This window comes from Jatrophihabitans sp. GAS493 (genome assembly GCF_900230215.1).
In the GTDB taxonomy this organism is placed as follows: Bacteria; Actinomycetota; Actinomycetes; order Mycobacteriales; family Jatrophihabitantaceae; genus MT45.
Genome location: NZ_LT907982.1, coordinates 4,676,797 through 4,690,849 on the forward strand (window position 1 = coordinate 4,676,797; position 14,053 = coordinate 4,690,849).

Sequence of the window (14,053 nt, forward strand, 5' to 3'; positions counted from 1 at the left end):
CGTGGATGCGATATCTGCAGCACTGGTGACACGGCGCCGCCCTTTGTGCTCTGCTTGCGGGCATGACCGGATATTCACTACAACTGAACGGAAGTGAACGCGAGCGTTTTCGTGTCCTGGCCCGGATGGCCGCGTTGGATGAAGCCGCGGATTGGTCCAGCGCTGGGATCGTTGAAGGAGCCCGCATCGCTGACGTCGGATGCGGGCCCGGCGCGACTCTGCGGTTGCTTGCAGAGCGGGTGGGGCCAACCGGCCGTGTCGTGGGAGTGGATGCCGATCCGCGCAGTGTCGAGGTGGCTAACGCAGTAGTGGCCGCCATGCCGCAGGCGTCGGTTTGCAACGGCAGGGCTGATGCGACAGGGCTGACACCAGCGACATTCGACGTCGCTATGTGTCGACTGGTGCTTACGCACAACGGCGGGCGTGAGGCTGCCATCGTTTCCCACTTGGCTTCACTGGTGCGTAGTGGCGGTTGCGTGTATCTCGCCGACACCGATATCAGTAGTAGTTGGGTGACGGATCCAGTGTTCACTGAGATGGCCGATCGATTCTCCGACTTCCATACGGCGTGCGGCAATGACGTTTCGGTTGGCCGCAAGCTCGGCGACCTCATCGAGGCCGCCGGCTTGAGCGTCGAGCGATATCGCACCACCGGCCACGTCCGCCGAGTGCCACCTGGGACGCGCGGGCCCGTCTGGGCGGCCAAGGATGCCATGCTGGCTGCGGGTGTTATCGATGCCAGTGATGTGGAACGGTATGAAGCAAGATTCAATCGTATCGAGGAGAGCGGAATTCGACCTTGGGCGTTTATGCCCGTCTTCGTCGCAGTCGGACGCCGCGACGCCTGACCCGACTCAGCTGCGACAACCGAGTCGCCCGATAAGGTCCGTTGCGTCGCCGCCGCTTGGTGATCCGAACATGGCCGAGAGACCGCGGACGCGACCGGTGACCGTGAACGCCACCGGGCTGACCCCCGGCCTGCATGGCCTGACCCCGGTTGGTTGATCCAGGTCGAGTGAGAGTCTTGCGGCCCACGTTGTGGGCAGGAAGGCTTGACCACGATGACTACGAGGAAGCGGCACAGCCCGGAGCAGGTCGTGCGGAAACTGGCGCAGGCTGATCGGATGCTGGGCGAAGGCAAAGACATTGCCGATGTCTGCCGGGAATTGCAGGTCTCTGAGCAGACCTATTTCCGGTGGCGCAACCAGTTCGGCGGCCTGAAAGCTGACGACGCGAAACGGTTGAAGGACCTGGAGCGGGAGAACGCCACCCTGAAGCGGCTGCTCGCCGACGCGGAGCTGGAGAAGGCCGCGTTGAAGGAGATCGCCCGGGGAAACTTCTGAGCCCGGAACGCCGGCGCGCGGCCGTTCACCACCTCATCACCACGATGGGCGTGAGTGAGCGGTTCGCGTGCCGGGTGACCGGGCAGAACCGCACCACACAGCGACACGAACCACAGGCGGCGACGCCGGCCGATCCCGACGCGGCGCTGCGGGCTTGGTTACGGGAGTACGCGAAAACGCATCCGAGGTGGGGATTCCGCCGCGCGTATCACGACGCCCGCGGCGAGGGGTGGACGGTGAACCACAAGAAAATACAGCGACTCTGGCGCGACGAAGGCCTACGCGTGCCGCAACGCCGCCGCCGTAAACGCCTCGGCACCAGCACCGCCCCCGGCCTACCGAAAGCTGACGCACCGAACACGGTGTGGGCCGTCGACTTCCAGTTCGACGCCACCACCGACGGCCGACCGATCAAGATCGTGTCGATCATTGACGAGCACACCCGCGAATGCCTCGGTGGGCTCGTGGAACGGTCCATCACCGCTGATGCGTTAGCCGACGAACTGGACCGCGTCGCCGCCGGTCGTGGGTACCCCGTCGTGCTGCGCAGCGACAACGGCCCCGAGTTCGCCTGCGCGGTGATGACCGATTGGGCCGGTGAACAGGTCGGGCTGTCGTTCATCCCACCCGGCGAGCCGTGGCGCAACGGCTACGTCGAATCGTTCAACTCACGCGTCCGCGACGAATGCCTCAACATCAACATCTTCTGGTCCCTGGCCCACGCGAGGGTCGTGATCAGCGACTGGAAACAGGAATACAACGAACATCGGCGGCACTCGGCTCTGGGCTACCAAACCCCAGCCCGCTACGCTGCCATCTGCACCCACCGAAACTGACTCTCACAAACCGTGGATCAATTCACGGGGTCCGGCCATGCATGCTGCGCATATCCACACCGGGACCTGCACCACCCAAGGCCCACCGGTGTACATGCTGAGTGATCTCACCGCCGACTCCCATGGTGACATCACCAATCAAACCCGCACCATCACCGGTGTCACCACCGGTCCCCCGAGCAGCGGCTGGTACCTCAACATCCACCGAGGCGACAGCAACTCCATCCTCACCAACGGCCAACCCGCCCTCAGCTTCCGGCCCCTGCTCTGCACCAACATCCCCACCACCGGCGGAACCTGACACCGCGTCTTCCCTGGACCAGTCCGGATCCGGTCTGGTCCAGGGAAGAGGGGCGGGTGTCGACCCACCCCCACCCGTCGAGCACCTCACCTCGCCGAGAGGCCGATCCCGACGCCGCCCGGTGTCAGAGCCGACAACAACGACCACCCGCTGCAGTAGCCCCATTCGGTAAACCACCGTCCCTGCACCATCCGTGTACAGATCAAAGCACCACCCACAAAAGGGAGACCGTCATGATCACACAACAGAGCGTCATGATCACCCGTGACCAGCAGTCCGCACCGACCGGTGACACGGTCCGAGCAGCGGCGCAGCGCCTCTACGACGCCGAATGCGCCCTACACACCGCCCACCAAACCCATATCGACGCCTGGATCAACGCCGCCAACAACAAACACGCCGACGCCGACGCCGACGCCGACGCCGACGTCGACGTCGACGTCGACTACCACCGAGCCATCGGCTCGGACCTAACCGGCAGCGACACGCCACCACCCGCAACTGAATGCCGCTGAACTACACACCCTCAGCGCGGCTGAGCCCCTGCTGATGCTGCCGGTCGGCGGGCCCAACCAGCGCAAATTTGCGCTTACCAGACTCCTGCGGGACGAGTGGCTATTCGGGCTCACCCGTCCGCAGGATACAAATCCGACGCGGGCTGCCTCGTGCCGTTGCTGTTGGTCGACACAAGGTCCAACTCACCCCCAGAGTGAGGACTGCAGCCCCTGGCTGCAGCAGCCCATTGTCGGTGCATAGGGTAGGCCCGCTCAACCCCTTGAGCGGGCCAACCCACCAACACCCTCCGCAAAACACTACAACTGCGGTGCGGGGTCAAGCCCCCTGAACGGACACCTGAGCCCTGCAACAGCCTTGCATCCTGTCGCGCTGGTTCAGCGGCTGCGTCAAGGCCGATATCGATCGACCTTCCCTAATGGTTGCGTGGAGAGTTACGTGGAGTCACCGCCGCGGGCAAGTCCCGAGGGGCGTTCGGGCTCTGGTACGGTCGCGCGAGTGCTGGTCGGCGGTGATGACCGTGATCAACTGGAGGAGCTGTCCGCCCTATAGATGCACGTATGATCGCGAGGATCTCTTCGTCACCGGCGCTGACGTTACGCGAGGAACACGGTCGGTGACGCGGCAACGTCAGGTGAGTCAGCGACGCCCTTCCGCACGCCTGACGCCGGAAAATTGGTGTGTTTCCGACACGGAGGGGTCGATCCGCCACGTTTGGTCGTTGCCGTCAGCGTTTCTGCGACGGCAACGGCGCGGTCGGGTGACGACGTCGGAATCCCCCACCCGGCACGTGGGTAGGGCTGCGCGGTGTCAGTTGCTGGTTGGTGTGGCCCGGTGCGTCAGGTCGGCGTGGCTGTGTTCGCGGCGGGCGTCACTCACGCCGGGGTCGAGGGTGGTATCGAGGGCGGTCAGCAGTGCGCAGGCCTGGTTCAGGTGGGTCACGACATCCTCGAGCGCGATGCGGGTTGGCCGGTCGGCGGCCGGCCCGGTCATCGCAGCGAGCTGCGCCGCTGCCTGTCGCAGCATGCTGCGCCACGCGTGGGTGGCGCCGAGCAGTTCCGGTGTGTTGGCCGGGGCCGGGAAGTGCTGGTCGACGCTGGTCATCGGGTTCCTCCGAGCGCGATGAGCCGGTCCTCGAACGCGCCGCCGCAATGTTGGCAGTACCGCCATTCGACCTCGTCGTCGCGGGCGTGGGGTCGCCAACGGGTCATCTCGTGACCGTGTTGGTGGCAGTCGACGAGGTTGCTGCAGATGCGGCACAGCCGCCCCTCGGCGCGTTCGGTGCAGCCGCCGTCGTTATCGCTGTCGTTCTTCTTATTGTCGTTCTTGTCGTCGGGTAGGTAGGCGCGGGCCTCGGCCGCAGCGGCGACGTGCGGCGTTCCCGCGTCGACGCAGTTCGCACCGCACCTGGCGCAGCCGATCCAGACGCATAGTCCGGCCCGACCGCGGGGGTGGCTGGTCATGACGCCTCGACCGTTGGACCGTCGGGGGGCGTCGGTGGGTCGAGGGCCGCCGCCGGGTGGCTTGTCGGGTCGGGGATCATTGCCGCCCTCCTCCGGCTGCCCGTGACCGCTGCGTACGGTCGTTCGCCGGCGGCGATCCAGGCGGTGATCCAGGCATCGACGTGGGTGTGATCTGCGATCTGTAGCTCGGCGCCATGACGGCACCGGGTCGCTGCCGGAACCTCGGTGGTCTCTCTCTGTCGCTGGCCGCAACTGATCATGACAATCTCCGTTCAGAGCACTCGAACCAACCACGGATGACCGACCGCAGATGTCTCACCAATACATCTGCGACACCGGGAGGCCTCGAACGGTTCCGTACTGAATACCAGGGCCCGCTGCCTCCCATCCCGGATCCATCGGCGCTGACGGCATCGCTTCTACCGACGACCGGCGACCGACGCTCACCGGTCCGACGCGGCAGGTTCCTTTGATCTGCGGGCTGTACCCGAGGATGAACTCCGCGACGAACCACACCCAGGCGCCAAAACGCCGGCCGCACCAAGGGCCCGGGGAAATTACCTGTCCGGGTGACAGGGGATGAACCGCTGCGACTTCGTCGCCGCGAAGCACGACGGTGACCCCGACGGTGGATGTTCTTCCTGGTTTTCGCTGGGGGTTAGTGGTGGTGGGCGTCCATGCTGGTCTGGTCTGGAACGGCCTCGTGGTCACCCATGACCACCGCCCCGCATGTCACCCGCGTGGCTCTGCGCCGGATGAACTCGATGGTCGTGGGTGGCCGTGGGTCTGGCTGAAGCCCCTGCGACCGTCGGAGACCGCCGCACTGATTCGTCGCCTCGCGCGGGTCTTTGAGTTGGTAGGCAACCCGGTGCAGCTCATCTATCAGGCGTCTAACGATGAAAGATGGATGACGACGTCGCTTCGTGTACCACGGCCCGTATCGCCAAAAGAAGCCCAACCCGACCGCGAGCCGGTAGAGCAGCGGCGGGCAACACCGCGCTCACGCCGACGTCCCTGCTTCCCGGCGACGTCACGGCGCGTAGCACCAGAAGGGTCGGATGGACGGCTGGCCATCAGCGCGCCCAGGGCGCAGCGGCCCTCACAGCGCCCCGGGCGAGGGGGTCAAACGCGACGACCAGGTCGAGAACGCAGCGTCAAGCGGTCATCCTGGCCTCAATCGCGGTGGCACGTCAAGAAAGGCGACCGCGGCACAAAACCCGACCGCAGACCGGTCGTCCGATCAGCTACGTCGGGCTGGATGCGTCGTTTCTGCGCCGTTAGTACTGCTTTTCACGGGGCTGCATCAAGCTCGAGGCCCAAGAGAAGCTGAAGTTCGTCCCACTCGGGTCCAGCGGAGAAGGGTCGTAACCAGTCGTGCCTTCGTACGAACTCGGCGACTGCTCGTCGGCCTCGGGGCCGAACCGACCGATTGGCTGACCGTTCACACTAGCGCCCGGCTCCTCAGCTGGCACGGTTGAGCGAGGATCCGCTCTCGGCGACCGCATGCTGGTATTCGATGTCGGCTTCGTGGAGTTTGTCGTTGGCCGCCGCGATCCAAGGATCTACGTGTGTTTGATGCGCGATGTGCAGTGCGCACTCCGCGTCGTACAAACGCTGTGCCGCGATCCGGACGGCGACCTCACCTGCCAGCTGGTGGCCATGATCAATCATCACGATCTCCTTTAGGGTGCTTGAAATCAATTGACGTTGGGCGAGCCGACTACGGCTCATTGAGAAATAACCGGGCCGCACCAGGTCTCATGCGGAGGCCGCGGCATCAGGCCGAGCCGCTGGTGGGGAGGTCCGTGCAGAGCAGGGGACGAAAGCTGAGTGCGGGTTTGCCGTTGACGAGGATGGAGTTGCTGCCGCCTTGGTGGATGTTGATGTACCAGCCGGCAGCCGGCGGCGGGCTCGTGACACCGGTGATAGTGCGAGTCTCATTGACGACGTTGCCGTTCTGGTCGGCCGTGAGATCGGAGAGCATGTAGATCGGCGCGCCCTGATCAACACAGGTACCGATATGGATATGCGCGGCGTGTTGCCCCGGAGTCAGACCGGTCGCGTTCACCGTGACAGTCACCGTCCCTGCCGCCGGGACATAGGAGAATGTCGCCGAACCGGCCAGGACACCGGTGGAGTTGCCATTGGGATCGACGCTGACCGGATGCAACCGGTAACTGGTGCCAAGCGGCGCCGCAGTCAGATCACCAGAGAAGGCGATAGGTTCCCCGGCCACCGCATTAATATTGTTGTCACCGCCGTAGCGCCCGAGACGAAGCAGGAAACGAGCACCGGACGGCAGCGGGCCGGCAAGCGTGTCCAGGCCATCGAGGATCCCATGCACCTGCCCACTCGCGTCCGCAGTAAGGGTGTCCAACCGGACAATCGGCGCAGTACTACCCGACCCAACGATCTGCGCGGTATGCACCGACCCCGGCGTCAACCCCGACACATCCACCCGCACCATCACACGACCCCCAACCACGTTCAAACCAACACTGCCAACCGGCTGCGCCGCCAACCCAAACGCTTCGACATCACTGCAGCTCGTGCAGAATATTCCTTAATAGCAGTGGCATCGTCCGCAGGCGTCGCGGCGGCGCTGGACCGGGACAGGTGCACGTCGGCCCGCTCCGGGGCGGCGGTCCCGCCCTTGTGGGCTTCGCTCGCGGCCATCGAAGCACCTACGGAGCCGAGCAAAATCGCTCCGACGAGTGTCGAGAAAATGATCGTCTTGCCTGTCAGCGGTCTAAACGACATCTGCCTGGTCCTTATCAGAAAAGGGAGTTATCAATGAACCGGTCGTAAGCGTTACGGGCAATCAGCCATCGGGGTTCATTCGTCTGTCGAACGCAGTGTCCAAACGTCGCTTTCGCCGATCAGGGCGGGAGGGACGGGCGGCCACCGCGGTGGCACCGGAACCGCCGCCGCTCGTCAGATGACGCGGCGCCGCCAATTGGGGTGGCCGCGACATCGACGGCGGGCGGGAATGGCGCACGCGCGAGTGCGCTCAGGTGACCGAACCGGGGTGTCGTCTAGACGGCGACGGTGACTATGTGTGTTCCGGAGAGCGTCCGAACCTGCAGTTGCTGGACATCGCTAAGCGGCACAGCTGCGGACCCGGCAACCTGAGTGCCTCGGGAACCGCTGCCACCAGGCTCGACCGCCCAACTGCTCACGACCTGCTGTTCGCCACTTCGAGATACCACAATCAGCTCGCAACGCGCGTTGCCCGGCTCATCGGTCACCCGAGCGGTAACACGCGAGTAGCCATTCTCGGGGGTGAGCGTCGCAACGATTGACACCCCACTCACCGGATCACGGGCAGTGCGAGTTGTTGAACCCGGCCCAGCCACAGAGGCCGTTTCAGGAGCACGGTCGTGAGAGTTCAACGCGGCACCGGCCACGCCGCCGCCAATGACCAACACCGCGGCGATTGCAGCAACAGCGAGCATGCGCTGCCTCCTGGCGCGCGATCGTTGCGAACGCAGCGCGAGCAGCGTTCGCGGCAGGATCAGCTGATTCTCCAACTGTGCTCCTTCGGCCTCCAGTTGAGCGAGATCCATCTCGCTCATTTCACCGGAACTGGGCTCTGTCACTTCGTTGCCTCCTCTCAGGCTGTCCAGGCGATGGCTGACGGCGGTCAGCTCGGCCACCTCCTGCCGGCATTCGGCACAAGTGCTCAGATGCATGGCGGCTAAGTCACGTTCGTGCTCGTCGAGAATCCCGCAGATGTACGCGCCAAGAAGAGACCTGTAGTGGATCTCGTTCATGCTGACACCTCCTGCCCAAGCGTCCCGCGTAGCGCCCTGAGTGCGTAGTAGGTGCGCGATTTGACCGTCCCAGGCGGAATGCCGAGTGCTGCACCAGCATCTTGGGCCGACTTGTCCTTCAAGTAGACCTCAACCAGCACTGCACGATGCTCAACGGACAGCGAGGCCAGTGCCTTCTCCACGGTGAGCTTGTCATCCATCTCCCGCGCCGGGTCATCTAGCGGCTCGACCCCGGTGACTTCGGCCAGCTTGCCGTCGACTTCGACCGGGCGCACCTGCCTGGCCCTGACCATGTCAATCCACACGTTCCGCGCCACCGTAAATAGCCAGGCCCGAACTGAGCCACGGTCGGCCGATAGGCGCTCGCCTTGGCGCCACGCTCGAAGCAACGTCTCCTGCACGATGTCCTCGGCCTGCTGCTGGTCACGACACAAGCGGCAGGAGTAACCCAGCAACGCTCGTCCGTACTCTTGGTAAAGCATGATTACGAGCGCTTCATCGGGCGTGCGTTCCGGCGCCGCAAGACGTCCCCGTCGAGCCGGCCCAGAACCAAAACCGAATGACATGTGCAGTCTCCTGCGCCCCGATTCGCTACCGCGCATGCAACGCGCATACGCCGCCGCAAGCAATACGAGCGAACCTACGGCTAGGTTCACACTAAACGTGATTCGGCCAGGAAGCGCCACTGGTCTCGGTCAAGCCCACGAATTTCGCCACCGGCAACCCGAACCCTTCTGGGAGCTGGCCCGGACGCGGGCGGCCAGGCCCGGGGTTGTTGTTCGAGATCGAAAGCAACGGCCCGTGTAAACGTCACCGGCAGATCCGCCAATCGATGTCAGGCGGTCTACGGTCGGGACCGTGCTGCCGGCGTGGATGCTCTAAGCAAACTCGGTCGGCGCGGCCGGCAGGTCGGCGACGAAGGTAACTCGGTCCCCGCGATACCAGCTGGTGACCCACTCCAGCGGAGCGCCTGTGGCGTCACGGCTGTGCCTTCCCAGGACCAACATCGGGGCCCCAGTGTCGGTGCCGAGCAGAGCCGCCTCTCGTGGTGAAGCGGGAAGCGTCGAGATGAGTTCCGCTGCACGAGCCGGAACAACGTTAAAACGTTCCCGCAGCAATGCGTACAGCGAGTCGTGTGAGCGGATGAGACGGGCCAATCCAGGAAACCGACTGGCCGAGAGGTACGAGGTCTCCACCGCAATCGGGCTCCCGTCAGCCAGTCGCAGGCGCTCGATCCGGACGGCGAGTCTCCCATCTGCTAGGTCCAACCGGGCCGCCACCTCATCAGTCGCGCGCACCCTGGCCGCCGAGATCAACTGCGTGGTCGCGGCAAATCCGTTAGCCGCTGCCTGCTCGGTGAAGCCAGCGAGATACAGCGGCCAGCTGACCTTCGGTTCTGCGATGAATGTACCGGCGCCCTGCCGCCGCACAAGCCGTCCTTCACCGACGAGATCCCCCAGCGCCTGGCGCACCGTGGTTCGCGATGTCGCCATTGCACTGGCGAGGTCGCGTTCGGTCGGTATCACCGAACCGGGGGGCAACGGCCCGATCAGCTCAAGTAGATGCCGTTTGACGATGTAGTACTTCGGCTCCCGGATCTGGTTCGACTCGACGGAAGTCACGTCCGCGGTTCCTCTCTGGGTTCCTGCTCTCTCGTTACCGGGCCTGTTGACGGCAACTCCGCCCCGTCAGGCAACGCCAACTCGATGCACGCGACTCGGCGCGGCCGGCGTCTGTCGAGGTTTGCTGTACGCCATTTCCTGAGGGCGGCATGCATGACACCACCAGATTCGCATCGCATCGTCACTCCTGAGAATTGGATACTTCTAGCGCGTCCTGGCCGTGATGAACCGCTCGAATGAGTGAGTCCCGCTTACTGGCCGGCGCTCGGCGGGGAGCGGTTCGGCTCGGCGTTAGTCGAACGGGGCTGGCCCGCCACGACCATCCGGGAAGCACAGCGAGACGCGAGGCACGTTCCGGAGCGAGACGGCCCTTGCGGAAGGCCTCGCGCTGCGCCTTCACCCACGGGCCGAGGCCGAAGCCGTCGACGCGAAAGCTCTGCGGCACCCGGCTGGTGCCGCAGGCCTGCACGTACCGCTCGAGACTCGCGAAGGCGCGTTCCCATGCAGCATCATGCGGTCGCCACGCCCAGCCGGGAAGTGACTCGAGGGCGCACTCTCGTTCTCGGGCCAGCAGTCCCCGCGCGCGCAGGGTTCGCTGTTCATGAGCCCACCCGCCAAGACGCGAACCCTCGTGCACCGTCGCCACCGGAATGCTGCTGTGCCCGGTCGTGCTGGACCAGCGCTGAAGCGACCCGTAGTGCTCCAGCCAGGGCGACGTGGTGCCTTCGACCAAGCGCAGGGCGAAGTCGGAGAGTTCAGCCATCGCCCTGGCGTCAGAGACGGCGAACCGCAGCGGCCCGTCCGGTAGGTTCGTCGACGCCAGCCATCCAGGTTGCCGACGGAACTCGACGGCCCGGGCTCGCAGCTCGGCAAGTTGAGCCGACAGGCGAGCGTCCTGGTCCCGCAACACGCGCAGGATTCGTAGTGTGTCGGCAAAATGCACGTCGGTTGAGGTCAACCGCAGCCGACGGGCATTGTCAGGTAGCAGCACCGGCAACACGACGAGTCCGCGGGTCTTACCCGGATGAGGCCGCATGACGCGCCCGACAGCCTGCGTCACATCGACGAGTCCGCGGCGTGGATCCGCGAACAACACAGCGTCCAGGGCCGGCAGGTCGATTCCTTCGGATAGGCACCGCACGTTGGTGGCAACTACTGCGTGCCCCTCAGTCGCGTCATCAAACCGGCGGAGCACATGTCGTCGCTCGTGAGCCGCCATACCCGAATAGGCGGCCGACGCAGACACACGAATATTGCTGCCGCCGAGGTCCTGACGGGCCAGCAGCGTCGGAAGGACTGCAGCGTACATCCGCGCGTCGCGAACTCTCGAATGAAAAGTGAGCACTCGCCGAATACGGTGACGCTTCATCGTGCGGCCGAGCGCGATCGTGGCGGCCAGCAGCGCCGGCGATACCGAGCCTTGAAAACGCGATGCCATGACCACGTCGGCCGCTGCACCTAATGCGACCCGTTCAACAGATCGCACACCGACAACGGCAATCTGGTAGTCACAGAGAAGTCCTGATTCGATGGCCTCAAGCATCGACAGCCGGTAAACCACCGACCCGAAGGCAGCAACGTCGTCCATGTCCAGGAGCCCGCTCTCCGTCTCGTCGCGACGCGTACGAGGCGTAGCGGTCATGAACAACCGCGTCCGGAGCACCCCCGAATCCTGAGGTCCATGTCGGGCGAGCGCCGCTGCGGCAGAAGTGGGTGAACCCGCGCAGTGATGTGCCTCGTCAATCACAGCGAGGTCGAAGACTACCCCCGCCTCCCGCGCCGCTCCCAGTGCCCGATCGACGCTGGCATATGTCGCGAACGCCGCGGCGACCTGCCTGCCCTCACACCAGAGCCGCAGTGTCCGACTCAGCGCAGCGACGTCGGTGGTCACTGGAGCGTTGAGCGCCGCAGCGACCTCACCGCGGTCGTCCGACACCGCATCCTCACCGCTGCCCAGGGTGTGGTCGCTGCAGGCGAAGAGAACGGTCAGGTCGTGGCCGGTCGACCGCCACCGTTCGGCCGTCTGCCGGATGAGTGCCAGGGTCGGTACGACGACCAAGATGAGCCGCGCCCGCAACTCGGTCGCAACCCCGATACCGACGAGAGTCTTGCCCGTTCCGCACGGCATGATGACCTGGACGCGATCAGCCTCGCGCAGGCCGTCGACGGCGGCTCGCACGGCGGCCGTCTGATGGGGTCGAAGGCCTATATCCTGACAAAACGCAGTGTTTGACACGATGGTGATTCCCCGATCACTTCTAACGTCGCCGCCAGGCGCGCGGATGCCGCCGAGACGGCGCGGATGCGACAGATACCTAATGAATTTCGCTACTTGACCGATCCGGCGGTCAGACCACCGACGACCTTGCCCTCGATGAGACCGAAGAGAATGATCACCGGGACGGTTGCCACCGCAGAGGCAGCGAAGAGGTGACCCCAGTCGATCTGGTACCCACCGATGAAATTGTCGAGGGCGACACCCAGTGGCTGCTGCGACTGCCCAGAGGTAAGAATCAATGCGACGACAAACTCGTTCCACGCCGCGATGAACGTGAAGATCAACGCGGTGACCACACCGGGTAGAGCCAGCGGAAAGGTGATATGCGTCAGTGCCCGGAATCGCCCGGCGCCGTCGACCATCGCCGCCTCCTCCAGTTCCTCGGGGATCGAGGCGATGTAAGCGTTCAGAATCCAGATCGCGAACGCCATGTTGAAGCCGGCATTCACCAGAATGAGGGCCAGCACTGGATTGACATGGATCAGCGCGAACTCACGGTAGATCCCGACCAGCATGGCCGTTGGCTGGAACATCTGGGTCACCAACACCAGCAACAGAAAGGCGTTTCGTCCACGGAACCGATGTCTCGCGGTGTAATAGGCGGCCGGCAGCGAGACGGCCATAACCAGCAGCGTCGCTCCGCCGGCGATCTTGAGGCTGGTCTGGATGTTTCCGCCGAGCCCGATAGACCAGAGCGTCGTGAAGTTCGAGAACGTCCAGTGCGAGGGGAAGTAGCTCGGGTCGCGCAGCTCATCGGTCGGGCGCGCAGCGGTGACCACCATCTCGGCATAGGGCACCAGAAACACGATCGCGATGAAGTAGGCGGCCGCCGTGCAGACCGCCACCTTGAACGAGGGGAAGCGACGTACCCGTCGGCCGCGGTCCGGGCCCGCCCCATCCTGCGATGCGACGGGTACGTGTAGATCAGAAACGCTGCTCATAGTGCGTCCTTCCCGCGCCGCGTGACCCGCATGAAGGCGAGCACGACGACAATGACCAGACCGAAGTTGACGACCGACATGGCCGCTGACTCGGGAATGCTGCTCGCCTTCACCTGGTACATGAAGATTGTGGTTGTCGCTGTCTTGTTACCGGGCCCGCCCCGGGTCATCGCCCAGATGATCGGGAAGCTGTTGAAGACATTCATGATGTTGATGAGCACGGCGACGCTGAGGGCCGAGCGGAGCAGCGGAACGGTGATGAAGATGTAACTCCGCAAGCCTGATGCGCCGTCGAGCTTGGCCGCCTCGTAGACGTCCTCGGGAATCGTCTGCAGGCCGGCGAGAATCGCGTACGTGGTAAACGGCACTGAGACGAAGACTGCGACACCGATCATCCAGATGAACGCAGCGCCCGGACGCCCAAGCCAGTCGGCCTGGCTGCCGCCGAGCGAATGAACCAGGCCGACATCATGCAGGAAGAGATTGATCAATCCCGAGTCCCGGTTCAGCATCCAGCGGAAGACGATGCCCGTCATGAATACCGAAGCCGCCCAGGGCGCGATCAAGGCCATTCGTGCTACGCGGCGTCCGGGAAAGTGCTGGTTGAAGAGTTGAGCCAACGCCATCGAGATCAACATGGTCGCGAGGACAACGGCCACCACCCACACCAGCGTGCGTTCCAGGATCGCCGCTAGGTCGGGCTCTTTGAAAAGCTTGGAGAAGTTCGCGCCGCCGGCCCAGCCGTGATCGAAGCCGATCGCATCGATCCTGCGGAAGGCTGTCCGCACCATCAGCACAACTGGCAGCAACACCACAAGCAGTATCAGGGCGAGCGCAGGGCCAATCCAGATCAGCGGCTGCAGCCGGTGTAGGGAAGTGGGAAGAGAGCGTCTCCCCCGCGGTTGCCCGTCCCCGGGGGCCGGCTCCGGTTGGGAGCCGGCCCGCCGAGTCGTGCGAACCGTCACGTCGGTCGCCATGTACTT

Annotated in this window: 15 protein-coding genes; 4 read left to right on the forward strand and 11 right to left on the reverse strand. The window is 64.5% G+C overall.

Annotation, left to right across the window (positions count from 1 at the left end; genetic code table 11):
• Positions 1-62: 62 nt before the first annotated feature.
• The 4 genes from CPH63_RS20995 to CPH63_RS21010 all read left to right on the forward strand — a co-directional run bounded on the left by CPH63_RS20995 (position 63) and on the right by CPH63_RS21010 (position 2,995).
• Complete coding sequence (locus CPH63_RS20995) at positions 63-848, forward strand: methyltransferase domain-containing protein (RefSeq protein ID WP_096304681.1); 786 nt, start codon at positions 63-65, stop codon at positions 846-848.
• Between the two features lie 213 nt (positions 849-1,061).
• Positions 1,062-2,179, forward strand: a protein-coding gene (locus CPH63_RS21000; protein ID WP_096303177.1) for an IS3 family transposase whose coding sequence is annotated in 2 segments (ribosomal slippage) — positions 1,062-1,329 and positions 1,329-2,179 — 1,119 coding nt in all. Because the reading frame shifts where the segments join, the coding sequence is not laid out codon by codon here.
• A 37-nt stretch (positions 2,180-2,216) separates the two neighbouring features.
• Positions 2,217-2,480: a hypothetical protein gene (locus CPH63_RS21005; RefSeq protein WP_157749708.1), complete on the forward strand. Its 264-nt coding sequence runs from the start codon at positions 2,217-2,219 to the stop codon at positions 2,478-2,480.
• A 233-nt stretch (positions 2,481-2,713) separates the two neighbouring features.
• Entirely contained in the window at positions 2,714-2,995 is a 282-nt protein-coding gene (locus tag CPH63_RS21010; protein WP_096304683.1) for a hypothetical protein, read from the forward strand.
• 808 nt (positions 2,996-3,803) lie between these two features.
• On the opposite strand, the gene CPH63_RS21015 is transcribed toward CPH63_RS21010, so the two are convergent.
• From CPH63_RS21015 to CPH63_RS21070, 11 genes are all read right to left on the reverse strand, one after another.
• Positions 3,804-4,097 (reverse strand): hypothetical protein, encoded by a 294-nt coding sequence (locus CPH63_RS21015; RefSeq protein ID WP_096304684.1) that lies wholly within the window; start codon positions 4,095-4,097, stop codon positions 3,804-3,806.
• Positions 4,094-4,456 (reverse strand): hypothetical protein, encoded by a 363-nt coding sequence (locus tag CPH63_RS21020; protein ID WP_096304685.1) that lies wholly within the window; start codon positions 4,454-4,456, stop codon positions 4,094-4,096. The genes CPH63_RS21015 and CPH63_RS21020 overlap by 4 nt, the downstream gene beginning before the upstream one ends.
• A 1,461-nt stretch (positions 4,457-5,917) precedes the next feature.
• Positions 5,918-6,127 (reverse strand): hypothetical protein, encoded by a 210-nt coding sequence (locus tag CPH63_RS21030; RefSeq protein ID WP_096304687.1) that lies wholly within the window; start codon positions 6,125-6,127, stop codon positions 5,918-5,920.
• A gap of 106 nt (positions 6,128-6,233) precedes the next feature.
• Positions 6,234-6,941: a CHRD domain-containing protein gene (locus CPH63_RS21035; RefSeq protein WP_157749709.1), complete on the reverse strand. Its 708-nt coding sequence runs from the start codon at positions 6,939-6,941 to the stop codon at positions 6,234-6,236.
• A 2-nt stretch (positions 6,942-6,943) separates the two neighbouring features.
• Positions 6,944-7,216, reverse strand: a complete 273-nt coding sequence (locus CPH63_RS21040) for a hypothetical protein (RefSeq protein WP_096304689.1) — start codon at positions 7,214-7,216, stop codon at positions 6,944-6,946.
• A 275-nt stretch (positions 7,217-7,491) separates the two neighbouring features.
• A complete protein-coding gene (locus CPH63_RS21045; RefSeq protein ID WP_096304690.1) occupies positions 7,492-8,229 on the reverse strand; it encodes an anti-sigma factor in 738 nt (245 codons plus the stop codon).
• Positions 8,226-8,795 carry a sigma-70 family RNA polymerase sigma factor gene (locus CPH63_RS21050; RefSeq protein ID WP_096304691.1) on the reverse strand — a complete coding sequence of 190 codons (570 nt, stop codon included), beginning with the start codon at positions 8,793-8,795 and terminating at the stop codon, positions 8,226-8,228. Before CPH63_RS21050 ends, CPH63_RS21045 begins: the two co-directional genes overlap by 4 nt.
• A gap of 312 nt (positions 8,796-9,107) precedes the next feature.
• Positions 9,108-9,851, reverse strand: coding sequence for a GntR family transcriptional regulator (locus CPH63_RS21055; RefSeq protein ID WP_096304692.1), 744 nt, complete (start codon positions 9,849-9,851; stop codon positions 9,108-9,110).
• 181 nt (positions 9,852-10,032) lie between these two features.
• Positions 10,033-12,087, reverse strand: a complete 2,055-nt coding sequence (locus tag CPH63_RS21060) for a DEAD/DEAH box helicase (protein WP_256385803.1) — start codon at positions 12,085-12,087, stop codon at positions 10,033-10,035.
• A gap of 92 nt (positions 12,088-12,179) precedes the next feature.
• Positions 12,180-13,070, reverse strand: a complete 891-nt coding sequence (locus CPH63_RS21065; protein WP_096304694.1) for a carbohydrate ABC transporter permease — start codon at positions 13,068-13,070, stop codon at positions 12,180-12,182.
• Positions 13,067-14,047: a carbohydrate ABC transporter permease gene (locus tag CPH63_RS21070; RefSeq protein WP_096304695.1), complete on the reverse strand. Its 981-nt coding sequence runs from the start codon at positions 14,045-14,047 to the stop codon at positions 13,067-13,069. The genes CPH63_RS21065 and CPH63_RS21070 overlap by 4 nt, the downstream gene beginning before the upstream one ends.
• Positions 14,048-14,053 lie beyond the last annotated feature (6 nt).

Excerpts from the sequence above, each read along its gene's own strand:
- CPH63_RS21050 (WP_096304691.1), bottom strand. The coding sequence starts at position 8,795 with ATGTCATTCGGTTTTGGTTCTGGGCCGGCTCGACGGGGACGTCTTGCG.
- CPH63_RS21045 (WP_096304690.1), bottom strand. The coding sequence starts at position 8,229 with ATGAACGAGATCCACTACAGGTCTCTTCTTGGCGCGTACATCTGCGGG.
- CPH63_RS21065 (WP_096304694.1), bottom strand. The coding sequence starts at position 13,070 with ATGAGCAGCGTTTCTGATCTACACGTACCCGTCGCATCGCAGGATGGG.
- CPH63_RS21030 (WP_096304687.1), bottom strand. The coding sequence starts at position 6,127 with ATGATTGATCATGGCCACCAGCTGGCAGGTGAGGTCGCCGTCCGGATC.
- CPH63_RS20995 (WP_096304681.1), top strand. The coding sequence starts at position 63 with ATGACCGGATATTCACTACAACTGAACGGAAGTGAACGCGAGCGTTTT.
- CPH63_RS21070 (WP_096304695.1), bottom strand. The coding sequence starts at position 14,047 with ATGGCGACCGACGTGACGGTTCGCACGACTCGGCGGGCCGGCTCCCAA.
- CPH63_RS21015 (WP_096304684.1), bottom strand. The coding sequence starts at position 4,097 with ATGACCAGCGTCGACCAGCACTTCCCGGCCCCGGCCAACACACCGGAA.
- CPH63_RS21010 (WP_096304683.1), top strand. The coding sequence starts at position 2,714 with ATGATCACACAACAGAGCGTCATGATCACCCGTGACCAGCAGTCCGCA.
- CPH63_RS21040 (WP_096304689.1), bottom strand. The coding sequence starts at position 7,216 with ATGTCGTTTAGACCGCTGACAGGCAAGACGATCATTTTCTCGACACTC.
- CPH63_RS21020 (WP_096304685.1), bottom strand. The coding sequence starts at position 4,456 with ATGACCAGCCACCCCCGCGGTCGGGCCGGACTATGCGTCTGGATCGGC.
- CPH63_RS21005 (WP_157749708.1), top strand. The coding sequence starts at position 2,217 with ATGCATGCTGCGCATATCCACACCGGGACCTGCACCACCCAAGGCCCA.